Source organism: Mycobacterium montefiorense (assembly GCF_025823255.1).
Taxonomy (GTDB): Bacteria; Actinomycetota; Actinomycetes; order Mycobacteriales; family Mycobacteriaceae; genus Mycobacterium; species Mycobacterium montefiorense.
Genome location: NZ_JACKVL010000017.1, coordinates 16229 through 41840, shown reverse-complemented (window position 1 = coordinate 41840; position 25612 = coordinate 16229). Strand labels below are relative to the sequence as shown.

General features: G+C 64.4%; 22 protein-coding genes and 2 pseudogenes. 16 read left to right on the top strand and 8 right to left on the bottom strand.

Translation table 11 applies throughout. From position 1 onward, the window contains the following. Positions 1-42 precede the first annotated feature (42 nt). From H7K34_RS20070 to H7K34_RS20060, 3 genes are all read right to left on the bottom strand, one after another. Positions 43-1740 (bottom strand): APC family permease, encoded by a 1698-nt coding sequence (locus H7K34_RS20070; protein ID WP_264063841.1) that lies wholly within the window; start codon positions 1738-1740, stop codon positions 43-45. Between the two features lie 111 nt (positions 1741-1851). Further along, positions 1852-3069, bottom strand: a complete 1218-nt coding sequence (locus H7K34_RS20065) for a saccharopine dehydrogenase family protein (RefSeq protein ID WP_264064802.1) — start codon at positions 3067-3069, stop codon at positions 1852-1854. A gap of 169 nt (positions 3070-3238) precedes the next feature. Beyond that, positions 3239-4729 (bottom strand): gamma-aminobutyraldehyde dehydrogenase, encoded by a 1491-nt coding sequence (locus H7K34_RS20060; RefSeq protein WP_264063840.1) that lies wholly within the window; start codon positions 4727-4729, stop codon positions 3239-3241. Positions 4730-5288: 559 nt separating this feature from the next. On the opposite strand from H7K34_RS20060, the gene H7K34_RS20050 reads away from it, so the two are divergent. The 5 genes from H7K34_RS20050 (at position 5289) to H7K34_RS20030 (ending at position 10187) form a co-directional block, all read left to right on the top strand. After that, positions 5289-6047, top strand: a complete 759-nt coding sequence (locus tag H7K34_RS20050; protein WP_264063839.1) for a deoxyribonuclease IV — start codon at positions 5289-5291, stop codon at positions 6045-6047. Positions 6048-6113: 66 nt separating this feature from the next. Beyond that, entirely contained in the window at positions 6114-7742 is a 1629-nt protein-coding gene (locus tag H7K34_RS20045; protein ID WP_264063838.1) for an acyl-CoA dehydrogenase family protein, read from the top strand. An 8-nt stretch (positions 7743-7750) separates the two neighbouring features. Further along, positions 7751-8698: a crotonase/enoyl-CoA hydratase family protein gene (locus tag H7K34_RS20040; RefSeq protein WP_264063837.1), complete on the top strand. Its 948-nt coding sequence runs from the start codon at positions 7751-7753 to the stop codon at positions 8696-8698. Between the two features lie 2 nt (positions 8699-8700). Further along, positions 8701-9423: a PaaX family transcriptional regulator C-terminal domain-containing protein gene (locus H7K34_RS20035; protein WP_264063836.1), complete on the top strand. Its 723-nt coding sequence runs from the start codon at positions 8701-8703 to the stop codon at positions 9421-9423. Then, positions 9420-10187, top strand: coding sequence for a crotonase/enoyl-CoA hydratase family protein (locus H7K34_RS20030; protein WP_264063835.1), 768 nt, complete (start codon positions 9420-9422; stop codon positions 10185-10187). The genes H7K34_RS20035 and H7K34_RS20030 overlap by 4 nt, the downstream gene beginning before the upstream one ends. 13 nt (positions 10188-10200) lie before the next feature. On the opposite strand, the gene H7K34_RS20025 is transcribed toward H7K34_RS20030, so the two are convergent. Both H7K34_RS20025 and H7K34_RS20020 read right to left on the bottom strand, forming a co-directional pair. Beyond that, positions 10201-10674, bottom strand: a complete 474-nt coding sequence (locus tag H7K34_RS20025) for a DUF3060 domain-containing protein (protein WP_264063834.1) — start codon at positions 10672-10674, stop codon at positions 10201-10203. A gap of 38 nt (positions 10675-10712) precedes the next feature. Continuing rightward, a complete protein-coding gene (locus H7K34_RS20020) occupies positions 10713-11090 on the bottom strand; it encodes a DUF3060 domain-containing protein (protein WP_108926243.1) in 378 nt (125 codons plus the stop codon). A gap of 199 nt (positions 11091-11289) precedes the next feature. Between H7K34_RS20020 and H7K34_RS20015 the strand changes: the two genes are divergently transcribed. The 10 genes and pseudogenes from H7K34_RS20015 (at position 11290) to H7K34_RS19970 (ending at position 21562) form a co-directional block, all read left to right on the top strand. Then, positions 11290-11937, top strand: coding sequence for a TetR/AcrR family transcriptional regulator (locus H7K34_RS20015; RefSeq protein WP_264063833.1), 648 nt, complete (start codon positions 11290-11292; stop codon positions 11935-11937). A 271-nt stretch (positions 11938-12208) separates the two neighbouring features. Further along, complete coding sequence (rpsL, locus tag H7K34_RS20010) at positions 12209-12583, top strand: 30S ribosomal protein S12 (RefSeq protein ID WP_007167812.1); 375 nt, start codon at positions 12209-12211, stop codon at positions 12581-12583. Beyond that, a complete protein-coding gene (gene rpsG, locus H7K34_RS20005) occupies positions 12583-13053 on the top strand; it encodes a 30S ribosomal protein S7 (RefSeq protein ID WP_108926244.1) in 471 nt (156 codons plus the stop codon). The genes rpsL and rpsG overlap by 1 nt, the downstream gene beginning before the upstream one ends. Before the next feature lie 106 nt (positions 13054-13159). Beyond that, complete coding sequence (gene fusA / locus H7K34_RS20000) at positions 13160-15265, top strand: elongation factor G (protein ID WP_264063832.1); 2106 nt, start codon at positions 13160-13162, stop codon at positions 15263-15265. A gap of 101 nt (positions 15266-15366) precedes the next feature. Further along, positions 15367-16557 (top strand): elongation factor Tu, encoded by a 1191-nt coding sequence (gene tuf, locus H7K34_RS19995; protein WP_077086305.1) that lies wholly within the window; start codon positions 15367-15369, stop codon positions 16555-16557. Positions 16558-16725: 168 nt separating this feature from the next. Then, on the top strand, positions 16726-17538 hold the full coding sequence (locus H7K34_RS19990) for a PE family protein (RefSeq protein WP_133251056.1): 813 nt from the start codon (positions 16726-16728) through the stop codon (positions 17536-17538). 94 nt (positions 17539-17632) lie between these two features. After that, positions 17633-18457, top strand: coding sequence for an SHOCT domain-containing protein (locus tag H7K34_RS19985; protein WP_264063830.1), 825 nt, complete (start codon positions 17633-17635; stop codon positions 18455-18457). Between the two features lie 89 nt (positions 18458-18546). After that, positions 18547-19374: a mycofactocin-coupled SDR family oxidoreductase gene (locus tag H7K34_RS19980; protein WP_264063829.1), complete on the top strand. Its 828-nt coding sequence runs from the start codon at positions 18547-18549 to the stop codon at positions 19372-19374. Positions 19375-19399: 25 nt separating this feature from the next. Continuing rightward, positions 19400-20573, top strand: a pseudogene (locus tag H7K34_RS19975) (NAD(P)/FAD-dependent oxidoreductase). A gap of 5 nt (positions 20574-20578) precedes the next feature. After that, positions 20579-21562 (top strand): D-2-hydroxyacid dehydrogenase family protein, encoded by a 984-nt coding sequence (locus H7K34_RS19970; protein ID WP_264063828.1) that lies wholly within the window; start codon positions 20579-20581, stop codon positions 21560-21562. A gap of 3 nt (positions 21563-21565) precedes the next feature. Here H7K34_RS19970 and H7K34_RS19965 read toward each other — a convergent pair whose 3' ends face one another. After that, positions 21566-22393, bottom strand: coding sequence for an inositol monophosphatase family protein (locus H7K34_RS19965; protein WP_264063827.1), 828 nt, complete (start codon positions 22391-22393; stop codon positions 21566-21568). Between the two features lie 548 nt (positions 22394-22941). On the opposite strand from H7K34_RS19965, the pseudogene H7K34_RS19960 reads away from it, so the two are divergent. After that, a pseudogene (locus H7K34_RS19960) lies at positions 22942-23799 on the top strand (aldo/keto reductase). Here H7K34_RS19960 and H7K34_RS19955 read toward each other — a convergent pair. Next, complete coding sequence (locus H7K34_RS19955; protein WP_264063826.1) at positions 23796-25070, bottom strand: VOC family protein; 1275 nt, start codon at positions 25068-25070, stop codon at positions 23796-23798. The pseudogene H7K34_RS19960 and the gene H7K34_RS19955 sit on opposite strands and share 4 nt — an antisense overlap. Further along, entirely contained in the window at positions 25067-25588 is a 522-nt protein-coding gene (locus tag H7K34_RS19950; protein WP_264063825.1) for an RNA polymerase sigma factor, read from the bottom strand. The genes H7K34_RS19955 and H7K34_RS19950 overlap by 4 nt, the downstream gene beginning before the upstream one ends. Positions 25589-25612: the final 24 nt, after the last annotated feature.

Below are 25612 nucleotides of genomic sequence, written 5' to 3'. Positions count from 1 at the left end.
CGTCGTCGGACAGACGCGACCCTTGGTGTGTTTCGCGAACCTCTAGCCGGTCTGCGACGGGTTGGCGACACCTTCAGCCGCCGGCAGGCTGGACATGTTGGACAAGTCCGCGGCGATCACCGTCTGGGTGGCGCAGGAGACGTGCGGCGCGAAGTGCGCGGCCGTGGTCATGGCCGGTTCGGACAACGCTTCGGCGCACTGGCGCCGAAGCGTCCGGCCGTGAAAGAAGCTCGGCGATATTGCCCACCAAGTGAACATCAGGACCACCCCGAGCACCATCGAGCCGACGCCGACCACAGCCACCGCGCCGAACCCAAAGATCGTGACATTGCGATCGTGGTCGACGAGCCAGTCCGCCTTGGCGTATTCGATCAGGCCGAAGACGAAGACGATTGTCAGCAGGACCCCGCCTAGTAGAGGAAGCACTCCGCGCATCACGAAGTCGCGTAGTGAGTTGGTGAGGGTCTTGCGGTAGTACCGGACGCAGGCGTAGCCGGTGAGCCCGTAGTAGAACGCGATCACCAATCCGACCGACCCGATCAGGGCGCTGAGCAAACTCGAACTGATCACCGTAAACAGGACGTAGAACAGGATCGATGCCGCTCCCATCACGATCGTCGACACGGTCGGCGTCAGGTATCGGGGGTGCATCTTCGTGAAGGAGTCGGGCAGCGCCTTAAACACCGCCATCGACAGCGTGGTCCGCGCGGTCGGCATGATGGTCGTCTGTGTCGAGGCCGACGCCGACGTCAGAATCGATGCCGAGAGCAACAGCAGCCCGACCTTGCCGAGCAAGCCGTCGCCGAACAGGGCTGGGCCGAACGCGGAGAATACATCCTCGGAGTTATCCGGATTGCCCAAGCCGCTGCCTTCGACGCCGATGCCGGCGAACGCGATGGTCGACACCGTCACCAAGGCGTAGGTCGCCAGCAGCAGGAAGGTCGAGAGTACGGCCGCGCGCCCGGGGGTGTGGCCGGGATCGTCGGACTCTTCGTTGCACGCCACCGCGGTGTCAAAGCCCCAGTAGATGAAAATTGTGATGAGCAACGCCGGGGCGATGGACGTGCTGAAGTCCAGACCGCCGGGCCAGAACCAGGACAGCGACGGCCGCAGCGAGCCCGGCGGGGCGTTGTTGGTGTAAACCCTAATCAGCGCGATAGCCGAGATGGCTACCAACACAACGATTTCGACGGATAGCAGTATGTACTGAAGCCGGGCGGACACTTCAATGCCGCGGTAACAAATGTAGGTCATCGCTGCGATCCAGATCACGCCCGAGAGCGTGGTCCACACTGTACTGCTGGCCAGGCCGGCAACCGAATGCCAGCCGAGATCTGCGACGAACGTGAACGAGTACGTGCCGGCGATTTGCGCCAGGTTAGCCATCACGATCACGTCGGCAGCGATAATGCCCCAGCCGCCGAGCCATCCGGTGATCGGCCCGAATGCGCGCGATGCCCACGTGAATGTCGTCCCGCAGTCGGGTTCGGCTTTGTTCAGCTCCTGGTACGCGACCGCGATCAGATACATCGGGATGAACGAGAGCAGCACGATCGCCGGGGCCTTCACACCGCAAAGCAACGTGCCGCGGTGAGCGACGATGAGCCCCAACGTCGCCGCCAAGCTGTAAGCCGGTGCGGTGGAGGCCGTGCCGATGACGATGCTGGAGAGCAACCCGACCACGCCGCCTTTGAGGCCCTTGTTATTCACGGGAATGCTCGTGGCTTCGCCCTTGCTCATCCAACCTCCTGCTGATCGCTTGGTCCGGCAAAGCGTGCGGTTGTGCGGTGAGTCTGCTTGCTCGCCAACTGAATCGGTTCTGCACCGTGACCACAAGGCCACGGATGTAACTCAACTTCGGATGGGTAACTCTTGTAAGCCCCACGGCGACCCGTAGGCGCTGAGTAGCTCTAAGAAGGGCACCGAGTCGAACGCTTCCGGGCCCAGCACTCCCGAACCGCGCCAGGTCCCGCTGGCCAACAGCTCAAGCGCCACAACCGGATTGATCGCCGTCTGCCAGACCACACACTGGTGCCCATACTCGTCCATCGACCATTGGTTATCGACGACGTGATACAGGTATGTCGACCGCGGGTTGCCGTCCTTGCCGGTTCCGGTCACCCACAGACCTGCACAGGTCTTTCCGTGCATCTTCGGTCCCAGGGTCGCCGGATCGGGCAGGCATCCCGCGACCACGTCGCGCGGGCTGACTTGCGCGCCACCGACCGCGACCTTGCCCGTGCGGTCCAGCCCGAGCTTGTGGAGCGTCTTGAGCACGTCGATGAACTCAGAGCCAAGACCGTATTTGAAGGTAACCCGCTTAGCTTTGACCCAGCGCGGCATCAGCAGCACTTCCTCGTGCTCCACGTTGACGCATTCCACCGGGCCGATGCCGTCTGGGAAGTCGAAAACCTCTGGCTCGCTGAAGGGTTCAGTGACGAACCAGCCGCGGTCGTGCTCCCAGATAACCGGCGGGTTGAGGCACTCCTCGATAGTGGTCCAGATCGAAAACGACGGCGCGAAGTCGTACCCATCCACGGTAAGATTGGCGCCGTCACGGGTGCCAAGCTCGTCGATTTCGGCGAACAGGTGATCGGCGGCATACCGGGCAAATACGTCGGAAAGCCCCGGCTCAACCCCCATGCCGAGCAGCGCAAGCCGATCAGCCGCCCGCCATTGCTCGCCGGCGGAGAACTGCTGGTCGCCGAGCTTGATTCCGGCCAGCCGATAGGGCTCTTCGGGGTGGCGCTGGGACAAGCTCATCGCCATGTCCAGATAGTCGGCTCCGGCGGCCAGCGCCCCATCGAAGATCGGCATCACGAATCGCGGGTCGACCGCGTTCACTACGTGGGTGATTCGGTGTTGCCGTGCCGCGGCGGCCACCGCGTCCGCGGATCCAGCGTCCAGGCGATCTGCGGTAAATCGGCTATCGGCCAACGCTTGGGTGACTTGATTCGCTTTTGCTTCGTTGTAATCACAGACCACGACGTGCTGAAAGAAGTTGCGGCGCGACGCAATCGAGCAGAACGCGGCGCCCACACCCCCGGCGCCTACTAACAAGATTCGCATCGGTGAACTGCCCGATTGCGGAATCGTGGCAGATGACGATTTGTGCTGCACTTCCGACTTGGTCATGCGCTATCTAGACCTTCCTGATCAGCTCGGAGATATCGGACGGAAACGGCGTGTGCCGCAGAAGCTGGGTGCATCGAAGAGCGGTCGTAGGACGACCGGGACGTCAGTTGCGGATCGCAAAAACTGTTCGATGCCAAGGTTTTTCGGCCACTCCGGTGATGTCGCTCATCACGTGTTTGATGGTCAGGTACTCCTCGAGCGAATAGTCGGACATGTCCTTGCCAAAGCCGGACGCACCGACGCCGCCGTGTGGCATCTCGCTGATGATCGGGATGTGGTCGTTGATCCAGACGCAGCCGGCCTTGATCTCGCGCGAAGCCCGCTGCGCCCGGTAGATGTCGCGGGTCCATGCAGAGGCCGCCAGGCCATAGTCGGTGTCGTTGGCCTGCCGCAGCGCATCATCGTCGCCGTCGTGCGGTCGCACTGTGAGCACCGGGCCGAATATCTCGTCGCGATAGGCTTGCGAGCGTTCGTCGACGTCGGCGAGCAGCGTCGGTGGGTAGAACGCGCCGATCGAATCTGGCGATGTGCCGCCGACGATTATGCGGGCTCCCTCAGCTGGCGCTCTGGCAACGATGTCCGCCACCCTGCGGCGATGGGCGAGTGAAATCAGGGGCCCTAAGTCGGTATCGGGATCGGTGGGATCGCCCACCACTACCTTCGACATCACCTCGGCCACTCCGCAGATGAAGTCGTCGTAGAGGTCACGGGCCACGATCGCGCGGGTGGCCGCGGTGCAGTCCTGGCCCGAGTTGATCAACGCGCCAGCCACCGCGCCGTGCACGGCGGCATCGATGTCGGCGTCGTCGAACACCACGAATGGCGCCTTGCCGCCGAGCTCAAGCTGGGTACGGTGACCGTGGACGGCCGCAGCCGCCATCACATTGCGGCCCACCGCCGTCGAGCCGGTGAAAGTAACCATATCCACGCCTGGGTGGGCAGCCAACGCGGTCCCGACGTCGGCGCCCAGGCCGGTGACGACGTTGAACACACCGTCGGGTAGTCCAGATTCGGTCGCGAGCCGGGCCAGCGTCAGTGTTGTGAGTGGGGTGAGTTCGCTGGGCTTGATGACGACGGTGCAGCCGGCTGCCAACGCCGGCAACGTCTTCCACACCGCCATTTGCAGCGGATAGTTCCAGGGCGTGATAGCAGCCACCACGCCGAGCGCTTCGCGGCGGATGTTCGAGGTGTGCTCGGCAGAGTACTCCGCGCTTGCCAGTCCATGCAGATGTCTTGCGGCGCCGGCGAAGAACCCGATGTTGTCGACGCTGCCGGGCACATCGAATTCCTCGGCCAATCGCAGGGGCTTACCGGTTTGGCGCACCTCTTCATCGACGAGTTCACGCGCGTGTAGCTCGGTCAGGTCCGCCAGCCTGGTCAGCACGGTGCAGCGTTGCGCGGGGGTGGCGGTGGCCCATTCCTGCAGCGCGAGACGCGCCGCGGCAACTGCGCGATCGACGTCGGCGGGCGTACCAAGGGTCAATTCCGCCACCGTTTCCTGGTTGGCAGGGTTTGTCACCGCGTGCCGACCCCCAGAGGTGACTTCCGAGGCGCCGTTGATCCAACTTCCGGCGAGCGACACGGTTGCTGTCATGAGGCCAAGATAGCCGACTATCAGAAGGAAATGCGATGTATATCGCACTTCTGGCCAATGATAACGACGTTTTAACTATTGAAATTGCCATTCAACAACGGATTCCGTAGTCCGGCGGCGTGGTGACCGAAACGGGAGCGACTGCACACGGGATGCGGCAAGTTAGCCGACCAGACTGCGACGCTGCCCGGCTTGCTCTCAACCCGGCGTTATTTACTCCAAATGCGTTGAACTGTAATGGAATTAGTGAGAATGAATGACAGACCTCTCCGCCGCCGCCGAGCTATTTCGAACAAGTGCAAGAGATCTGCGATGAATACGACGAGCTGCTTGTCTGCGATGAGTTGATTTATGCGTTCGGCTGCCTAGGAGTGAGGTTCGTGCGCAATGAATTTGGCTACGCGTCGGATACCCGCCCCGATCGATACGGGCAACATCACGTTAAAGCGAGCGTGCCCACCTTCCGTACCACGTTGGAGAAGCTGTTCGATTTGCTGATCGTCGGCGATGTGCGCGACGCCACTGCGGGCCGTCGGAACCCCTTACTAGACTGGCCAGGGTGCTCATTGGTTCACACGTCAGTCCGCAAGATCCGCTGGCCGCAGCGGAGGCCGAGGGCGCTGACGTAGTACAGATTTTCCTTGGCAACCCGCAGAGTTGGAAGGCGCCCAAGCCGCGCGAGGACGCCGCCGTCTTGAAGGCCGCGGCGTTGCCGATATACGTGCATGCGCCCTACCTGATCAATGTCGCGTCGGCGAACAATCGGGTACGGATTCCGTCGCGCAAGATCCTGCAGCAGACCTGCGACGCGGCCGCCGACATCGGCGCGGCGGCGGTCATCGTGCACGGTGGCGATGTCGCCGACGACAACGATCTCGATGAGGGTTTTGCGCGCTGGCGCAAGGCGCTCGATCAGCTGGAATCCGCCGTGCCGGTGTACCTGGAAAACACCGCGGGCGGGGACCATGCGATGGCCCGCCATTTCGATACCATCGCCAGGCTGTGGGATGTCATCGGCGACACCGGAATTGGCTTCTGTCTCGACACTTGCCACACCTGGGCGGCCGGTGAGGCCCTGATCAATGCCGTCGATCGGATCAAGGCGATCACCGGACAGATCGATCTGGTGCACTGCAACGACTCCAAGGACGAGGCCGGCTCCGGCCGGGACCGCCACGCCAATTTGGGCACCGGACAGATCGATCCCGACTTGCTGGTCGCTGCCGTCAAAGCCGCGGACGCTCCGGTGATCTGTGAAACCTCCGACGAGGGCCGCAAGGACGACATCGCGTTCCTGCGCGAGAACACCACCGGCTGAGCCAAGGCGCGCCGGGCCAGTATTACACCGCTTGTGCGGTTGTTGGAAAAATGTAATATGGGTGGCATGTCAGACACGCACGTCGTCACCAACCAGGTTCCACAGCTGGAGAACTACAACTCCGCGACAGCACCCATGCTTGTCGAGGCGCTGATTCGCGAGGGCGGCCAGTGGGGGCTGGACGAGGTGAACGCGGTCGGCGCGCTGTCGGCCAGCCACGAAGCCCAGCGCTGGGGTGAGCTTGCCGACCGCAACGTGCCCGTCCTGCACACCCACGACCGCACCGGGCACCGTGTCGACGAGGTCGAGTACGACCCGGCTTACCACCAGCTGATGCGCGCGGCCATCGCGCACGGCCTGCATGCCGCGCCGTGGGCCGACGAACGCCCGGGCGCCCATGTGGTGCGGGCGGCCAAGATGTCGGCCTGGAACGTGGAGCCGGGCCACGTCTGCCCGATCTCGATGACCTACGCCGTCGTCCCGGCACTGCGTTACAACCCCGAGCTGGCGGCGGTCTACGAACCGCTGCTGACCAGTCGCGAGTACGACCCGGAACTCAAGCTGGCCACCACCAAGGCCGGTATCACCGCGGGCATGTCGATGACCGAGAAGCAGGGCGGCTCCGACGTGCGTGCCGGCACCACGCAGGCGACCCCGAACGGCGACGGCACTTACAGCCTGATCGGCCACAAATGGTTCACCTCGGCGCCGATGTGCGACATCTTCTTGGTGCTGGCGCAGGCACCGGGCGGGCTGTCGTGCTTCATGCTGCCCAGGGTCCTGCCCGACGGCACACGTAACCGGATGTTCTTGCAGCGCCTCAAGGACAAGCTCGGCAACCATGCCAACGCGTCCAGCGAGGTCGAATACGACGGTGCCACAGCGTGGTTGGTGGGGGAAGAGGGCCGTGGTGTACCGACCATCATCGAGATGGTCAACCTCACCCGACTGGATTGCACGCTGGGCAGTGCCACCAGCATGCGTACCGGTCTGACCCGCGCGATCCATCACGCCCAGCACCGAAAAGCCTTCGGCGCCTATCTGATCGACCAGCCGCTGATGCGCAATGTGCTCGCCGACCTGGCCCTCGAGGCCGAGGCCGCGACGATCGTCGCGATGCGGATGGCCGGTGCCACCGACAGCGCGTTGCGCGGAGACGAGAAGGAGACGCTGCTGCGCAGAATCGGCTTGGCGGCAAGCAAGTACTGGGTATGCAAGCGTTCCACCCCGCACGCCGCCGAAGCGCTGGAATGCCTGGGCGGCAACGGCTTCGTCGAAGAGTCCGGGATGCCGCGCCTGTACCGGGAAGCGCCACTGATGGGCATCTGGGAGGGATCCGGCAACGTCAGCGCGCTGGATACCCTGCGCGCCATGGCAACTCGCCCGGAATGTGTCGAGGTACTCTTCGCCGAACTGGCCGAGAGCGCTGGCCAGGATCCACGCCTGGGGAGCCACATCGAGCGGTTACGGCAAGACCTGACCGATCTGGACACCATCGCCTATCGCGCCCGCAAGGTCGCCGAGGACATCTGCCTGGCCCTGCAGGGCTCGCTGCTGGTGCGTCACGGTCATCCCGCCGTCGCCGAGGCATTCCTGGCCACCAGGCTGGGTGGGCAGTGGGGCGGCGCATTCGGCACCATGCCGACGGGGCTGGATTTGGCGCCCATCCTGGAGCGCGTCCTGGTAAAGGGCTGAGTCGCAACATGACTCATGCGATCAGGCCGGTCGATTTCGGCAATCTGAAGACGATGACCTACGAGGTCACCGACCGGATTGCGCGGATCACGTTCAACCGGCCGGAGAAGGGCAACGCGATTGTCGCGGACACCCCGTTGGAGCTGTCGGCATTGGTGGAGCGAGCCGATCTGGACCCCAACGTGCACGTCATTCTGGTATCCGGTCGCGGGGAAGGCTTTTGCGCGGGCTTCGACTTGTCCGCCTACGCCGACCGCACCGGCTCTGCCGGCGACGCGGGCCTCAAAGGTGCGTATGCGGGCACCGTGCTGGACGGTAGGACCCAGGGCGTCAATCACATGCCGGATCGCCCGTGGGACCCGATGATCGACTATCAGATGATGAGCCGCTTCGTGCGTGGCTTCTCCAGTCTGATGCACGCGGACAAGCCAACGGTGGTGAAGATCCACGGCTATTGCGTGGCCGGCGGCACCGACATCGCGCTGCACGCCGACCAGGTGATCGCCGCCGCCGACGCCAAAATCGGTTATCCGCCCACGCGGGTGTGGGGTGTTCCGGCGGCGGGCCTGTGGGCACACCGGCTCGGTGACCAGCGGGCCAAACGCCTACTTTTCACCGGTGATTCCATCACCGGCGCGCAGGCCGCCGAATGGGGCCTGGCGGTCGAGGCGCCGGATCCCAAAGACCTCGACGAGCGTACTGAGCGACTGGTGGAACGCATTGCGGCCGTCCCGGTCAACCAGCTGATCATGATCAAACTCGCGCTGAATTCGGCTCTGCTGCAACAGGGTGTGGCCACCAGCCGGATGGTGAGCACGGTGTTCGACGGTGTTGCGCGGCATACCCAAGAGGGGCACGACTTCGTTGCCGATTCGGTCGAGCACGGCTTCCGCGAAGCGGTACGGCATCGCGACGAGCCATTCGGCGACTACGGCCGCCGCGCCTCCGGGGTGTAGCCATGCCGAACATGACGGCCCGATCGGTGGTATTGAGCGTGCTGCTCGGCGCTCACCCTGCCTGGGCAACGGCGAGCGAATTGATCAGACTGACAGCTGATTTCGGAATCAAGGAGTCGACGTTGCGGGTAGCGCTGACCCGGATGGTCGGCGCCGGTGACCTGATCCGCTCCGCCGACGGCTACCGTCTCTCCGATCGACTGCTGGCCCGCCAGAGCCGCCAGGACGAAGCCATGCGACCGCAAACCCGGGCCTGGCGCGGGCACTGGCACGTGGTGATCGTCACCAGCGTCGGCGCCGATGCTCGCACCCGGGCGGCGCAGCGAGCCAGTATGTACCGCAAGCGCTTCGGTGAACTGCGCGAAGGTGTGTGGATGCGGCCCGACAACCTCGACCTCGACTTGGAACCCGGTGTTGCCGATCGGGTGCGGGTGCTCAACGCGCGCGACGACGCACCCGGGCAGCTGGCCGCCGAGCTGTGGGATCTGCCCGCGTGGGCGAGTGCCGGTCAGCAGTTGGTTGACGAAATGGCCGATACCCCAGATGTTCCCGGCCGATTCATGGTGGCGGCGGGGATAGTGCGACACCTGCTCACCGACCCGATGCTGCCTGCCGAACTGCTGCCCGATGATTGGCCGGGGGCGCGGCTGCGCAGCGCCTACCACGACTTCGCGACCGAGCTGCTGGATCGGCGCGATGCAACTCAACTCTTGGAGGCGACATGAGTGATCCGGTGCGGGTGGAACGTAACGGCCCGGTGACCACGGTGATCATCAATCGGCCGGGCGCGCGCAACGCCGTCAACGGTCCGACCGCCACCGCGCTGTACGCGGCGTTCGAGGAATTCGACCGTGACGATGCCGCGTCGGTGGCCGTGTTGTGGGGTGAGGGCGGAACCTTCTGCGCCGGAGCCGATTTGAAGGCGTTCGCTACGCCGGACGCCAATATCGTGCATCGGACCGGTCCCGGCCCGATAGGCCCGTCGCGAATGGTGTTGTCCAAGCCCGTGATTGCCGCGGTGAGCGGCTACGCCGTCGCTGGGGGTCTAGAGCTGGCCATCTGGTGCGATCTGCGGGTGGCCGAGCAGGATGCCGTGTTCGGTGTGTACTGCCGGCGATGGGGGGTGCCGCTGATCGATGGCGGCACCGTGCGGCTGCCACGCCTGATCGGGCAGAGCCGGGCGATGGACATGATCCTCACCGGCCGCAGTGTCGACGCCGATGAAGCACTCGCGATCGGACTCGCCAATCGCGTTGTCCCCAAAGGCCAAGCGCGACAGGCGGCTGAGGAGTTGGCCGCTGAATTGACCGCCCTGCCCCAGCAGTGTCTGCGCGCGGATCGGCTTTCGGCGCTACATCAGTGGGGGTTGCCGGAGCCGGAGGCCATCGACCAAGAATTCGCGAGCATCGCCAAAGTTGCCGTGGAGGCCAGTGCAGGGGCGGGGCGGTTCGCCGCCGGCGCCGGCCGCCATGGGGCGCCCGCAAGCTAGGCCTTCGCCAGGGTCAGCTGGCCTTATTGATGGTGTTGCCCGAGCCGAGGTTGTCTACCTTCGGGTCGCCGTCCTTGTAAGTGATGGTGTTGTCCAAGCCCAGCACCGTGATTCGGGTTTCGACCTTGTCGATGGTGATCTTGTTGTTCGCGCCGCCGATGCTCACCGTCACGCAGGAGCCGGTGACGGTCAGAGTGTTGTTGGAGCCGGCGACATTCAGGGACTTGCCGGTGGCGCAGTCCAGCGTGCTCGTGGTCCCCATCGATCCGTAGTTCAGCGTGTTCCCGATCTCGACGGAAGCGGTGGTGCTTTCGCCGCTCGTCCCGGTCGTCGGTGCGGCCGCGCTGGTCTTCGTTGTCGTTGTCGTGCTGGGGCCCCCGGGCGGGTTGGCTGTCGAGCTGCAACCGGACAGCAGCACAGCCGCGGCCGCCGGCGCCAGAGCGAGTGCCGCGAGCCGCGACGATCGGTCAGTGATGTGGACGCGCATATTCCCCTCCTCGGTGCGGCAACGGCAGTCGCTGAGCCTCAGGCAGGCACCTGCTGCAGCCGATTAACCATTCCCAGTTCGCGGCCGCGGTCCCAAAGGATCGGCGCGCCAGTGTGATAAAAGACGGTCTGGTCGTAGCCGTACACCGTGATGTCGTGCGTGACCGAGTCCGCGATGATGGTGTTGCCCGAGCCCATCACCGTCACCGCCCAGCAGTTGCCCATCGCGTTGACGTAATTCCCGCTGCCGTTGACGATCAGGGTCGCGTCATTGCAGTCCAGTGTCTGCTGGAGGCCCTGTCCAATGACGTGGGTGTCGCCGTTCTTGGCCTGCGCGACCGGCGTCAAAGCGGAGGGCGTGGCGGCGATTGTGATGACACATGTTGCAAGCGACCCGGCGACGGTTCTCCAAAGCACCGCTGCCCCCTTCGCTGGGTATGTCTCTGACGGGAATCTGCTGGATTGAGCCTACGTGCATTTGCTTGATTGATGGCAAATAATTTTCGTCGCGGCCAACTGCGACCCGCCCCGGATCCGCCCGGGTAGATTGGCGACTCCGTCAACTAGAGTCATTAGTTGACCTTCACCAATTCACCGCAATCGAAGGGCGATCGCCATGGCAGTTCACCCGGAACAGCCGTCGGCGGGTGGGCGCCCGCGTGCCGGCAGGTCCGGATCCCGGCCCGGCAAGCTGAGCCGCGACGGCATCGTCGATGGCGCGCTGACGTTCCTGGACCGGGAGGGCTGGGACTCCCTGACCATCAACGCGCTGGCGACTCAGCTGGGTACCAAGGGGCCATCGCTCTACAACCACGTAGACAGTCTGGAAGACCTGCGTCGCGCGGTTCGGATCCGGGTCATCGACGACATCATCATGATGCTGAATCGGGTCGGTGAGGGCCGCTTCCGCGACGACGCGGTGCTGGTGATGGCCGGCGCCTACCGCAGTTATGCCCACCACCACCCGGGGCGGTACTCGGCCTTCACCCGGATGCCGCTGGGCGGCGACGATCCCGAGTACACCGCGGCGACCCGAGGGGCGGCCGCACCCGTGATCGCCGTGTTGTCCTCTTACGGTCTTGATGGCGAAGAGGCATTTTTCGCCGCACTGGAATTCTGGTCGGCGTTGCACGGGTTCGTCTTGCTCGAAATGACCGGTGTCATGGACGATATCGACACGGATGCCCTGTTCACCGAGATGGTGTTGAGGCTGGCGACAGGCATGGACAAGCGCAGCGCGCCGGACGGTCCGGTACCGAAATAGCTGCCGACTGGACACGCGCGCCGAGGTGAGCGGTTTGGGTGCAGCTGGCGCTTTGACCTGCCAGACCAGCGGCGGGTATTGTGGTGCCTCGTGCCTGGCGGCTTACGGCGCCTGACGTAAGGAAGTGGATGCCGGGCGAATTCGCATGTCCACCACGCATCGGATGAATCCGGTGTCGAGCGGGTGCGACACACCCGGCCGCGGGGTAGTGCGGCAGGGCATAACTGCAGTACAGAGACTTGACACCGAACGAAACACAGAAAGCCGGTAGATGCCAACCATTCAGCAGCTGGTCCGCAAGGGTCGCCGCGACAAGATCGCCAAGGTCAAGACCGCGGCCCTGAAAGGCAGCCCGCAGCGCCGTGGCGTATGCACGCGCGTGTACACCACCACCCCGAAGAAGCCGAACTCGGCGCTTCGGAAGGTCGCGCGCGTGAAGCTGACTAGCCAGGTCGAGGTCACTGCCTACATCCCCGGCGAGGGCCACAACCTGCAGGAGCACTCGATGGTGCTGGTGCGCGGTGGTCGTGTGAAGGACCTGCCCGGTGTGCGGTACAAGATCATCCGCGGCTCGCTGGACACCCAGGGTGTCAAGAACCGCAAGCAGGCTCGCAGCCGTTACGGCGCCAAGAAGGAGAAGAGCTAATGCCGCGCAAGGGGCCCGCGCCGAAGCGTCCGCTGGTCAATGATCCGGTCTACGGGTCGCAGCTGGTAACGCAGCTCGTCAACAAAGTCTTGCTGGACGGGAAGAAATCCCTGGCCGAACGCATTGTTTATGGTGCGCTCGAGCAAGCTCGCGACAAGACCGGCACGGATCCCGTAATCACGCTGAAGCGCGCCATGGACAACGTCAAGCCCGCCCTTGAGGTGCGCAGCCGCCGCGTCGGTGGTGCGACTTACCAGGTCCCGGTCGAGGTGCGTCCGGAACGCTCGGTGACGCTGGCACTGCGTTGGCTGGTCAGCTTCTCCAAGCAACGTCGCGAGAAGACGATGATCGAGCGCCTGGCGAACGAGATCCTGGACGCCAGCAATGGCCTGGGTGCTGCCGTCAAGCGGCGTGAGGACACGCACAAGATGGCCGAGGCTAACCGCGCCTTTGCCCACTATCGCTGGTAGAGCAATGCGCGGCTCCCAGAGCTGCGAAGGTGGCGACATCAGCGAAGATGCCGGGCGTAAACCGACAGCGAACTAACTACGCAATCGAAAGAGTGGGAAGACTTCTGTGGCACAGAAGGACGTGCTGACCGACCTGACCAAGGTCCGCAACATCGGCATCATGGCGCACATCGACGCGGGCAAGACGACGACGACCGAGCGCATCCTCTACTACACCGGTATCAGCTACAAGATCGGTGAGGTCCACGACGGCGCCGCCACGATGGACTGGATGGAGCAGGAGCAAGAGCGCGGAATCACCATCACCTCCGCTGCCACCACCTGCTTCTGGAATGACAACCAGATCAACATCATCGACACCCCCGGCCACGTCGACTTCACCGTCGAGGTGGAGCGCAGCCTGCGCGTGCTCGACGGTGCCGTAGCCGTCTTCGACGGCAAGGAAGGTGTCGAGCCACAGTCCGAGCAGGTCTGGCGTCAGGCCGACAAGTACGACATCCCGCGCATCTGCTTCGTCAACAAGATGGACAAGATCGGTGCCGACTTCTACTTCTCGGTCAAGACCATGGAAGACCGGCTGGGCGCCAACGTCATCCCGATCCAGCTGCCCGTCGGTTCCGAGGGTGACTTCGAGGGCGTCGTCGACCTGGTCGAGATGAAGGCCAAGGTCTGGCGCGGCGAGACCAAGCTCGGCGAGACCTACGAGACCATCGACATCCCCGCCGAACTTCAGGAGAAGGCCGACGAGTACCGCACCAAGCTGCTCGAGGCTGTCGCGGAAACCGACGAGGCGCTGCTGGAGAAGTATTTTGGGGGCGAGGAGCTGTCGGTCGCCGAGATCAAGGGCGCGCTGCGCAAGCTGACCATCAGCTCTACGGCCTACCTGGTGTTGTGCGGTAGCGCGTTCAAGAACAAGGGCGTGCAGCCGATGCTGGACGCGGTCATCGACTACCTGCCCTCGCCGCTGGACGTGCCGCCGGCCGTCGGCCACGCGCCGGGCAAGGAAGACGTCGAGATCACCCGCAAGCCGTCGACCGACGAGCCGTTCTCCGCGCTGGCGTTCAAGGTCGCCACGCACCCGTTCTTCGGCAAGCTCACCTACGTCCGGGTGTACTCGGGCAAGGTCGACTCCGGCAGCCAGGTCATCAACGCCACCAAGGGCAAAAAGGAGCGGCTGGGCAAGCTGTTCCAGATGCACTCCAACAAGGAAAACCCGGTGGAGACGGCGTCGGCGGGTCACATCTACGCGGTGATCGGCTTGAAGGACACCACCACCGGTGACACCCTGAGCGACCCGAACGACCAGATCGTGCTCGAATCGATGACGTTCCCCGATCCCGTGATCGAGGTGGCCATTGAGCCGAAGACCAAGAGCGACCAGGAAAAGCTGAGCCTGTCGATTCAGAAGCTGGCCGAAGAAGACCCGACGTTCAAGGTGCACCAGGACGCCGAGACCGGCCAGACCGTGATCGGCGGCATGGGCGAGCTGCACCTGGACATCCTGGTCGACCGGATGCGCCGCGAGTTCAAGGTTGAGGCCAACGTCGGTAAGCCGCAGGTTGCCTACAAGGAAACCATCAAGCGGACCGTGGAGAAGGTCGAGTTCACCCACAAGAAGCAGACGGGTGGCTCGGGCCAGTTCGCGAAGGTGCTTATCAGCCTCGAGCCGTTCCACGGCGAGGATGGTGCCACCTACGAATTCGAGAACAAGGTCACCGGTGGCCGTATCCCGCGTGAGTACATCCCGTCGGTGGACGCCGGGGCCCAGGACGCGATGCAGTACGGCGTGCTGGCCGGTTATCCGCTGGTGAATGTGAAGGTCATCTTGCTCGACGGGGCCTACCACGAGGTGGACTCGTCGGAAATGGCCTTCAAGATCGCAGGTTCGCAGGTGCTGAAAAAGGCTGCGCACCAAGCCCAGCCGGTGATCCTGGAGCCGATTATGGCGGTCGAAGTGACCACACCCGAGGACTACATGGGTGACGTGATCGGCGACCTGAACTCCCGCCGTGGCCAGATTCAGGCCATGGAGGAGCGGTCTGGTGCGCGCGTCGTGAGGGCGCACGTGCCGCTGTCGGAGATGTTCGGCTATGTCGGGGACCTGCGGTCCAAGACTCAAGGCCGGGCGAACTACTCCATGGTGTTCGACTCGTATGCCGAAGTCCCAGCGAACGTCTCGAAGGAGATCATCGCGAAGGCGACGGGCGAGTGAATATCAGCTCGGAGTAACCTGGCCCGGTTACCACCGCGGCACTTACAACAACATCAACACTGCTTTAACCAAAGCACCAACAAGTCCAGGAGGACACAGAAGTGGCGAAGGCGAAGTTCGAGCGGACGAAGCCGCACGTCAACATCGGGACCATCGGTCACGTTGACCACGGCAAGACCACACTCACCGCGGCGATCACCAAAGTTCTGCATGACAAGTACCCGAACCTCAACGAGTCGCGCGCCTTCGACCAGATCGACAACGCGCCCGAGGAGCGTCAGCGCGGTATCACGATCAACATCTCCCACGTGGAGTACCAGACCGAGAAGCGCCACTACGCCCACGTGGACGCCCCGGGTCACGCCGACTACATCAAGAACATGATCACCGGCGCGGCCCAGATGGACGGCGCGATCCTGGTGGTGGCCGCCACCGACGGCCCGATGCCGCAGACGCGTGAGCACGTGCTGCTCGCCCGTCAGGTGGGTGTGCCCTACATCCTGGTCGCCCTGAACAAGGCCGACATGGTGGACGACGAGGAGCTGCTCGAGCTCGTCGAGCTGGAGGTCCGCGAACTGCTGGCCGCCCAGGAATTCGACGAGGAGGCTCCGGTTATCCGGGTCTCGGCGCTCAAGGCACTCGAGGGCGACGAGAAGTGGGTCAAGTCCGTCGAAGAGCTGATGGATGCGGTCGACGAGTCGATTCCGGACCCGGTTCGCGAGACCGACCGTCCGTTCCTGATGCCCGTCGAGGACGTCTTCACGATCACCGGTCGTGGCACCGTGGTCACCGGGCGTGTCGAGCGTGGTGTGGTCAACGTGAACGAGGAAGTCGAGATCGTCGGCATCAAGCCGACCAGCACCAAGACCACGGTCACCGGTGTGGAGATGTTCCGCAAGCTGCTCGACCAGGGGCAGGCCGGCGACAACGTCGGGCTGTTGCTGCGTGGTATCAAGCGGGAAGACGTCGAGCGCGGCCAGGTTGTGGTCAAGCCCGGCACCACCACGCCGCACACCGAGTTCGAGGGCAGCGTCTACATCCTGTCCAAGGACGAGGGCGGCCGGCACACGCCGTTCTTCAACAACTACCGTCCGCAGTTCTACTTCCGCACCACCGACGTGACCGGTGTGGTGACACTGCCGGAGGGCACCGAAATGGTGATGCCCGGTGACAACACCAACATCTCGGTGAAGCTGATTCAGCCCGTCGCCATGGACGACGGTCTGCGCTTCGCGATCCGCGAGGGTGGCCGTACCGTCGGCGCCGGCCGGGTCGTCAAGATCATCAACTAGTTCTACCGCAGCGCAAGGCCCGGATTGCCGATTTCGGCGGTTCGGGCTTTGCGCATTTCGACTGCGAAGAACCGGCATAAATGGCGGGCAAAATTCCGGTAAGCTATCTCGATGTCAGTAATTGACGGTTGGGGTATTTGACCGTCGCCGTCTGGCCAGGAGGTTCGGATGTCGTTCGTGAATGCGACGCCGGAGTATGTGGCGTCTGCCGCATCTGACTTGGCAAAAATCGGGTCCGCCATCGAGTACGCCAACTCGACAGCGTCGGGCGTGACCTCGGCCGTTGAGGCAGCCGGCGCCGACGCGGTGTCGACGAGCATTTCGCGACTGTTCGGCGCGCACGCCGCCGCCTATCAAGCGATCAGCTCCCAGGCGGTGCTGTTCCATCAGCAGTTTGTGCAGCTTATGAGCGGTGGTGCGACGGAATATGCGAGTGCCGAGGTCGCCAACGCCGCACCCCTGGATATCGCGCCGCAGGCCGTGCTGGGCGCGGCCAATGCCTCCGGTCACGCGCTAGGCGCCCAGCAGCCGGTCATCGGAGCCGCGGCACAAGCAAGTGCCTTGGCGTCTGGGGTACCGGTGGGTGCTGCGATGCAGCCCGGTGCCGCGGTGCCGGCGGCCGTGTCAGCGACGGCGGCTGCGCCGGCAACGGCGCCGATCGCTCCGATGGCCGCGACTACCTCGGTGGCAGCCGCGCCGGCGGGATCCGCGGCCCAGGGAGCCTCGGGAGGGGCTTCGAACGCGCAGACACCGGCTTATGCACCGGTGGCGGCGACCGCCGCGGCGGCAGCCGCGGCCACGGCAGCTGCACCGGACGTGTCCGGCCCGCTGACCGCCTCGACCGCCCCGGCGGCTGTGGCAAGCGCAGAACTCACTTCGGCCACCATGCTGCCGACGGCGATGCCGACACCGTCGACCGGTCCGGCCACGCCGCCCCCGCCGGCCTCTCCGAAGAGCCGCCCGCCTACACCGTCGCGCTGACTGGCCGGGCGGATGCCCGGATGCGGTTTGCACCTAAGGCGCACGCGACAGCGCTAATCTGACACGAACTTCCCGGCAAGGCGAGGAGACTCACGTGTTGGCGCGCTATCTCAAGACGCAGTTAATAGTTTTGCTGTGCGGCGGTTTGGTCGGGCCGATCTTTCTGGTCGTCTACTTCACTCTCGGCCTGGGCAGCCTGCTGCAGTGGATGTTCTATGTCGGCCTGCTCATCACTGTGGCCGACGTCCTCATCGCACTCGCGCTCACCAACTACGGCGCGAAGTCGGCGGCCAAATCAGCGTTGCTGGAGCAACACGGGGTACTGGCGCTCGCGCAGATCACCGGGCTCCACGAGACGGGTACCCGAATCAACGAACAGCCGCTGGTCAAGGTCGATCTGCACATCGCCGGACCGGGGTTCACGGCGTTCGACAGTCAGGACCGGGTCATCGCCAACGTGACCAGGTTGGGCAATCTCACCGCGCGCAAGCTCGTGGTACTGGTCGACCCCACCACGCAGCAATACCAAATCGACTGGGAGCGAAGCGCTTTGGTCAACGGGCTGATGCCCGCGCAGTTCACGGTGGCCGAGGACAACCGGACCTACGACCTGAGTGGGCAAGCCGGGCCGTTGATGGAGATCCTGCAGATCCTCAAGGACAACAACATTGCGCTTAACCGGATGGTCGACATCCGGTCAAACCCGGCACTGCGTCAGCAGATCCAGGCGGTGGTGCGCCGCGCGGCGCAGCAGGCACCCGCGGCGCAAGGAGCCCCGGCCGGGGCGGCGCCGGTCGGCACAACCCCTCAGACGTCGATCGGTGAGCGGCTCCAGCAGCTCGAGACGTTGCGCGCCAGTGGCGCTTTGACCGATGACGAGTACAACGCGCGCCGGACCCAGATCATCTCGGAGATCTGAACCCTCCCGGTCGTCTAGCCGAGTTAGAACACGTTTCAGTTCCGCTGCTAGCCTGTGATTCGGCGAGAGGCCGGCGAAAGGGGCGTGCTGTGGCGGGACGTGAAGGATCACTGCAAGGACGGGTGGCATTCGTTACCGGTGCCGCCCGCGCGCAAGGGCGCGCACACGCGGTACGGCTGGCCGTCGAGGGCGCCGACATCATCGCGCTCGACATCTGCGCGTCGGCGTCGAGCACCATTACCTACACGCCGGCCACACCCGATGACCTCAACGAGACCGTCCGCTTGGTGGAGGCGCAGGGCCGCAAGGTGCTGGCCCGCGAGGTGGACATTCGCGACGACCCCGCGGTGCGGCAGCTGGTGGCCGACGGCGTTGAGCAGTTCGGCCGGCTCGACATTCTGGTGGCCAACGCCGGAGTGCTGGGCTGGGGCCGGGTCTGGGAACTCAGCGACGAGCAGTGGGACACCGTCATCGGGGTCAATTTGACCGGCACCTGGCGCACTCTGCGCGCCGCGATACCCGTGATGATCGAGGCCGGCAACGGTGGATCCATCGTGGTCGTGAGCTCGTCGGCCGGTATCAAGGCCACGCCCGGCAACGGCCACTACGCGGCCAGCAAATTCGGATTGACCGCGCTGACCAACACCCTGGCTATCGAGCTCGGCGAATACAACATCCGGGTCAACTCCATCCACCCCTACTCGATCGACACCCCGATGATCGAACCGGAAGCGATGATGGAGATCTTCGCCAAGCATCCCCGCTTCGTGCACAGCTTCCCGCCAATGCCGATGCAGTACAAGGGATTCATGGCGCCCGAAGAGGTTTCCGACGTTGTCGCCTGGTTGGCCGGCGACGGCTCGGACACGGTGACGGGCATGCAGATCCCCGTTGATAAGGGTGCCCTAAAGTACTGACCGCCGCGCGTGCTATGAACTCCACGTGAGCAATAACGGAATCGTGATCGTCGGGGGAGGGCTCGCTGCTGCCCGCACAGCCGAGCAATTGCGCCGGTCGGAGTACACCGGGCCCGTCACGATCGTCAGCGACGAGGTGCATCTGCCCTACGACCGGCCGCCGCTGTCCAAGGAAGTGCTGCGCAAAGAGGTCGATGACGTGGCCCTCAAGCCGCGTGAGTTCTACGACGAGAACAACATCACGCTGCGGCTGGGTGCGGCGGCCACCAGCTTGGACACCGCCGCGCAGACGCTGACTCTGTCCGACGGCACGTCGCTTGGCTACGACGAGCTGGTGATAGCGACCGGATTGGTGCCGCGGCGCATTCCAGCGTTCCCGGATCTCGACGGCATCCGCGTGCTGCGGTCGTTCGACGAGAGCGTGGCGCTGCGCGAGCACGCGTCCGAGGCGCAGCGCGCGGTGGTGGTCGGCGCCGGTTTCATCGGCTGCGAGGTCGCGGCGAGCTTACGCAGTCTGGGGGTTGAGGTCGTGCTGGTGGAGCCGCAGCCGACGCCGTTGGCCTCGGTGCTCGGCGAACAGATCGGTGAATTGGTGACGCGGTTGCATCGCGGCGAGGGTGTCGATGTGCGCACCGGTATCGGTGTTGCCGAGGTACGCGGCCAGCGGCACGTGGAGACGGTCTTGCTGACCGATGGCAGCGAGCTGGTGACAGACCTCGTTGTCGTCGGGATCGGATCACGGCCGGCCACCGAGTGGGCTGTAGGGCAGCGGCGTCGACGTCGACAACGGTGTCATCTGCGACGAGGCCGGGCGTACGAGTGCGCCCAACGTGTGGGCGCTCGGTGACGTTGCCTCCTGGCGCGATGCGACGGGACATCAAGCACGCGTGGAGCATTGGAGCAACGTTGCAGATCAGGCCCGGGTTGTGGTGCCCGCGATGCTCGGCCAAGAGGTGCCTTCGATCACGGTCGTTCCGTACTTCTGGAGCGACCAGTACGACGTCAAGATCCAGTGCCTGGGGGAGCCGGAAGCCACCGACATCGTGCATCTGGTCGAGGACGACGGACGAAAGTTCTTAGCCTACTACGAGCGTGACGGGGTAGTGGTGGGCGTGGTCGGCGGCGGCCTGCCGGGCAAGGTCATGAAGGCTCGCGGCAAAATCGCTGCCGCAACACCTATTTCGGAGCTGCTAGGCTGACGGCCATGCCCCGGGTGGCGATACTCGACGACTACGCCGACATGGCACTCGAGCTCGCCGACTGGTCTTCAGTGCAGAGCCGATCTGAGATCACCGTCTTCGACCGGCATTTGTCCGAAGCGGAAGCGGCGGACGTTCTGCAGCCGTTCGACGTGATCTGTACCCTGCGCGAACGTATGGCGTTGCCGCGCACGCTGATCGAGCGACTACCCAACTTGAAGCTGATCACGATCGTGGGCATGAGCCTGCCGAATTTGGACATGGCCGCGGCCAGCGAACACGGTGTGCTGGTTGCCCATTCGGATTTCGCCAACCCCCGGTACCGGGCCCTGCGCGATTCCACCCCCGAGCTCGCCTGGGGCCTGCTGATCGCGACGGTGCGCAATCTGGCCGAAGAGCATCGGCGGATGCGCGATGGTGGGTGGCAGAGCAGCGTCGGCGTGACGCTTGCCGGTAAGACACTTGGGTTGCTGGGTCTGGGCAGGACGGGCAAGCGGATGGCCGAATACGGAGGCGTGTTTGGCATGGAAGTCGTTGCGTGGAGCCAGAATCTCACAGAGGAGGCCGCGATCGCGGCTGGCGCGCGCCGGGTCGAGAAAGCGGCCTTGTTCGAATCCTCCGATGTGGTCTCGATCCACCTGGTGCTCTCCGAACGGACGAGAGGTTTGGTCGGCGAACCCGAACTGGCTCTGATGAAGCCGCACGCCTACTTGGTCAACACGTCGCGCGGCCCGATCGTCGACGAGGCGGCGCTGATCGCGGCGCTGCAAAGCGGACGCATCGCCGCAGCCGGACTCGACGTCTTCGACGCCGAACCGCCCCCCTCGGACCATCCGCTGTGCCGCCTGCCGAATGTGACGTTGTCCCCCCACCTGGGGTACGTCACCCGCGAAATGCTGAACGCCTTCTACTCGGACAGCATCGAAGCCGTGGTGTCTTGGCTGGACGGAACGCCGATTCGGATCGCCAACCCCGAGGCGCTGACCTAGAGATCAGGTTGCGGTTGTCGCCTGCAGAATACCGGGGGCGCAAGCGGTTTCGACGATTGTCGTGAGTTCGCGGGCGATGCCCGGCGCGGTGGCGATCGTCGAGGCGCAGCGGTGGGTGTGCGGATTGCCTTGCGCGTCGACGACATGCGCTCCGGCTTCACGGGCGATCAGCGTTCCCGCGGCGGTGTCCCATGGCTTGTTGGACATCATGACGCAGGCGTCCAGTGCTCCCTCGGCGACGAACGCGAGGTCGAGTGTCGCGGCGCCGACCATCCGAATGCGTTCTACCCGAGGCACCAGCTCGGCGGTGAGCGCGAGCCGGGGCTCGTTGAGCGCGGCAGCATCGTGGCCGACGGCGTAGTCGCCGAGAGACACGATTGCCTCGGCGAGGCGGGTGGAGCCGCTGACGTCGATCGGCTCACCGTTGAGGAAGGCGCCCTGATTCTGGATGGCGTGATACCTGCGGCCAAGCAACGGCGCGTGGGTGACGGCGACGACGGTGGTGCCGCGGTACATCAAGGCCAGCGAGACCGAGCACAGCGGTAGCCCATGCACGAAATTCGACGTTCCGTCGATCGGGTCCAGCACCCAGAGCCATTCCGCGGTGTCGATATCGGGTTGCGCGGGCGATTCCTCGGCAAGCAGCGGGATGTCGGGTGTGGCTTTGCGCAGGTAGTCGTCGATGTCGCGTTGAATCGCAAGATCGATATCGGTCACCAGATCGCGGTCACCCTTGTGATGCACAGCGTCCGGATTCGACGTCTCGAGCGTTATCGCACCGATTTGTGTTGCATCGCAAGCAATTTTGAATAGGTCGTCGTAGGTCTTCATCTGGCGACATGCCTCGCTTCCAGAGTCTGGGCGGGTGTTCGGCTCCCCGAGCATAGAGGCTGTCGGATTCCGCTTTGCGCGCGGCCGTTGTGCGGATATTTCTCCCGCCCGCCGCAATGGACGGTAAATATGCTGTCGCACAACATATTGCGCGCCAGCGCAACCGTGCGCGGCAAATAGTATTCGGTGGTGATGCACCTCACGAAATCGCTACGTTTGAATGCGACCAAGGCGATTTGCCAAGCGGTGTATTCGATGTCACACCGATAGCCGAAGGATGCTCATAAATTGGTCTGTGCTGGCGGGCGGTGACTCATACCGTCTCAATACTTTTGCCGCGCCGACATGCCGTGCCGCTGCGATTGGGCGCAAGCTGACCAATTCGACTAGCTTTCGAAGGCGATCGGTGTCGGTGGACCTCGTGAAATCCAGATGGGCTCGGCCTCTTGGAGATTCGCGGGTTGTGGACAACGAAGTCCGGCTCAACGGCTGCTGCCGGCCCGGTCTCCACAGAGATGACAAGCAATATGGCAGGCAGGTGACGACGAATGACCGTTATTGACGACGTATGCAGTACGCCGAAAATCCCGACGATCACTCTCAACGACGACGCGAAGATGCCGGTGCTCGGGCTCGGTGTCGCCAAGTTGTCGGACGCTGAAGCGGAACGTTCGGTCACCGCTGCGTTGGAAGTCGGCTGCCGATTGATTGACACCGCTGCCGCTTACGGCAACGAGGGCGCCGTCGGCCGGGCGATCGCCAAGTCGGGACTTGGTCGCGACGAACTGTTCGTCACCACAAAGCTGGGCACGTCGAACCAGGGCTTCGAAACCGCCCAAGCCGCCTGCCACGCAAGCCTGGACCGGCTGGGGCTGGATTACCTCGACCTGTATCTGATCCACTGGCCCGCGCCGGCGCTGGGCAAGTTCGTGGAGAGTTTCGAAGGCATGATCCAGTCCAAAGAGCAGGGTCATGTCCGCTCGATCGGAGTTTCCAACTTCACCGAGGACCATCTCTCGATGATCATCGAACAGACATCCGAGGTGCCGGCTGTCAACCAAATCGAGCTGCATCCGCGTCTGAACCAGGCCGACTTGCGGCAAACCCACGCCGAACACGACGTTGTCACCCAGTCCTACAGCCCGCTGGGGGTCGGCAGGTTGATCGACGAACAGATTGTCACGTCGATCGCCGCGCAGTAGGGTCGCTCACCCGCGCAGGTGCTGGTCCGCTGGAACCTGCAATTGAACAACGTCGTCGTCTCGCGGTCTTCCAAGCCTGAGCGCGTCGCGCAGAACCTCGATGTCTTCGACTTCACTCTGGAACCCGAACACATGGTGGCGATCGAGGCGCTGCATGACGGCACCCGGGTGCTGCACGACCCGATGACCTTCACCGGTACTTAGAGCTGCCCTAGGTAGAACCGCGCGCCTTGGTTGTCGGTGCACTCGGCGGTCATGCCGTAGGGCTGGCGGGCGGGATCGGCAACCACGGTGCCGCCGGCCTCGCGGACCCGCGTGACCGCCGCGTCGATGTCGGCCACTGTCCACATCGGCACGGTGCTGGCACGCTCGCTGCCACCGGCAGCGCCGGCCATCGGATGCGTGCCTACCACCTGCCAGCCGTCGGCCACGCGGCCGGGCTCGAAGCTCCAGCCCAACAGCCGGCCATAGAAATCGCGGAATTCGGCCGAATCCGGTACTTGGTAGGTGACGTAGGACAGCTCGCCGGGCCCAGAGCCGTTGACTTCCGGGCGCTTTCGACCCGCGGTGGGTTGGTGAACCGCGAACGCCGCGCCCTGCGGATCGGTGGCATCGAGCAGGATGCCGTACTCGGTCTGCCGGATCTCGCCCGGGACGCCGCCGGCCTCGGCTATCGCGTCGCGAGCAACCTGAAGGTCGTCGACGGCATAGCAGCAGAACAAGGTGGCGGGTTGCGCGGTGGCAAAGATTCCGGTCGGGAGGTCGGTATTCGTCACCCGATGCGATGCGGGGTCGTAGGTCCAGCCCAGCACATGTCCGTAGAAGGCGGCCGCGCGGTCGGCGTCCGGGGTCCAGATCGAGACGTATCCGATGTCGCCGTGCCGAATGCTGGCAATGGGCACCGCCGTCGGCCCGGACAACATCCAGCGGTGCCCGAATGGATCGACGATGGTCGCGTTGCGCGTTCCGTAGTTTTCGTAGATCTCCCGCTCGACGGTGGCACCGTGTTTGCGAGCTTGCTGCAGGGCGGCTTCGGTGTCCGCGACCTGCAGCATCAGGCTGACCGAAACAGCGTGCAGTGCAGGCGCTTTCAAGCCATACTCAGGGTATTCGTCGGCCAGATACAGCACGCCGTCGGCCATCGCGATCTCGGCGTGCCCAATGCGCCCGTCGTCCATGACGATGGGATCGCCGACTACGACGGCGCCGAACGCATCGGCGTACCAGGCGATGGCCGCACGTGCGTTCGCCACGCTCAGGTAGGGCAGTGCCGCCGGCCGCGGTGCACGCGGCGCAGCGGGTTCGGCCAGTTCGGCGATGGCACTGGTGGTGCCGCTCATGACAACTCCTTCCGGTAGGGATAGTGCGGATTCCAATTGCCGGCGCAGCCGCGCGGCAAAATCCGGATCGGGTTGAACCGGAAGGTCATTGGCGTGCAGCACGCTGAGCGGGTCGCTATGGTCGCGCGGGTTCATGACATGCCTCCCTCCGGATACTGCTTCTTGAACGCGCGGCGCGCCCGCACCAGTAAGGCTTCGGTAGCGTGCACCGTGCGCCCGATCAGCTCGGCACATTCGCCGACGCTGCAGTCGTCCATATAGCGCAGCACCAGCACGGTGCGGTGCGGCTCAGCCAGTCGGGCCAGCACGGCTTCGGCGACCATGCGGTCCAGTTCGGTATCCCAGTCGTCGGGCGTATCGACCGGCTCCGGCAGCTCGGCCATCGGCACACTGAGCCGGTCCGGACCGCGCCGGTAGTGGTCGGCCAATTTGTGTCGTGCCACGCCGAGTAACCACGCAAGCGACATCGGCGGCGGCTCGGCTTTGCGCGCGGCGTCCATCGCGGCGAGGAACGTCTCCGACGTCAGGTCCTCCGCCGCCCCGCGATCGCCACAGCGTCGGACGAAATAGCCGTAGACCGCCGGCAACGCCTCGTCGTAGAGCGTCACAAGCGCACGTCGAGCGTCGGATTGGTGATCCGTTTCGGCGCCCACACCCTTATCGTCGCCGCGGCAATA

Excerpts from the sequence above, each read along its gene's own strand:
- H7K34_RS20035 (WP_264063836.1), top strand. The coding sequence starts at position 8,701 with ATGCCGAACATGACGGCCCGATCGGTGGTATTGAGCGTGCTGCTCGGC.
- H7K34_RS20070 (WP_264063841.1), bottom strand. The coding sequence starts at position 1,740 with ATGAGCAAGGGCGAAGCCACGAGCATTCCCGTGAATAACAAGGGCCTC.
- H7K34_RS19965 (WP_264063827.1), bottom strand. The coding sequence starts at position 22,393 with ATGAAGACCTACGACGACCTATTCAAAATTGCTTGCGATGCAACACAA.
- H7K34_RS20045 (WP_264063838.1), top strand. The coding sequence starts at position 6,114 with ATGTCAGACACGCACGTCGTCACCAACCAGGTTCCACAGCTGGAGAAC.
- rpsL (WP_007167812.1), top strand. The coding sequence starts at position 12,209 with ATGCCAACCATTCAGCAGCTGGTCCGCAAGGGTCGCCGCGACAAGATC.
- rpsG (WP_108926244.1), top strand. The coding sequence starts at position 12,583 with ATGCCGCGCAAGGGGCCCGCGCCGAAGCGTCCGCTGGTCAATGATCCG.
- H7K34_RS20025 (WP_264063834.1), bottom strand. The coding sequence starts at position 10,674 with ATGCGCGTCCACATCACTGACCGATCGTCGCGGCTCGCGGCACTCGCT.
- H7K34_RS20040 (WP_264063837.1), top strand. The coding sequence starts at position 7,751 with ATGACTCATGCGATCAGGCCGGTCGATTTCGGCAATCTGAAGACGATG.
- H7K34_RS19990 (WP_133251056.1), top strand. The coding sequence starts at position 16,726 with ATGTCGTTCGTGAATGCGACGCCGGAGTATGTGGCGTCTGCCGCATCT.
- H7K34_RS20030 (WP_264063835.1), top strand. The coding sequence starts at position 9,420 with ATGAGTGATCCGGTGCGGGTGGAACGTAACGGCCCGGTGACCACGGTG.
- H7K34_RS20065 (WP_264064802.1), bottom strand. The coding sequence starts at position 3,069 with ATGCGAATCTTGTTAGTAGGCGCCGGGGGTGTGGGCGCCGCGTTCTGC.
- H7K34_RS19955 (WP_264063826.1), bottom strand. The coding sequence starts at position 25,070 with ATGAACCCGCGCGACCATAGCGACCCGCTCAGCGTGCTGCACGCCAAT.
- H7K34_RS19970 (WP_264063828.1), top strand. The coding sequence starts at position 20,579 with ATGCCCCGGGTGGCGATACTCGACGACTACGCCGACATGGCACTCGAG.
- H7K34_RS20060 (WP_264063840.1), bottom strand. The coding sequence starts at position 4,729 with ATGACAGCAACCGTGTCGCTCGCCGGAAGTTGGATCAACGGCGCCTCG.
- H7K34_RS20015 (WP_264063833.1), top strand. The coding sequence starts at position 11,290 with ATGGCAGTTCACCCGGAACAGCCGTCGGCGGGTGGGCGCCCGCGTGCC.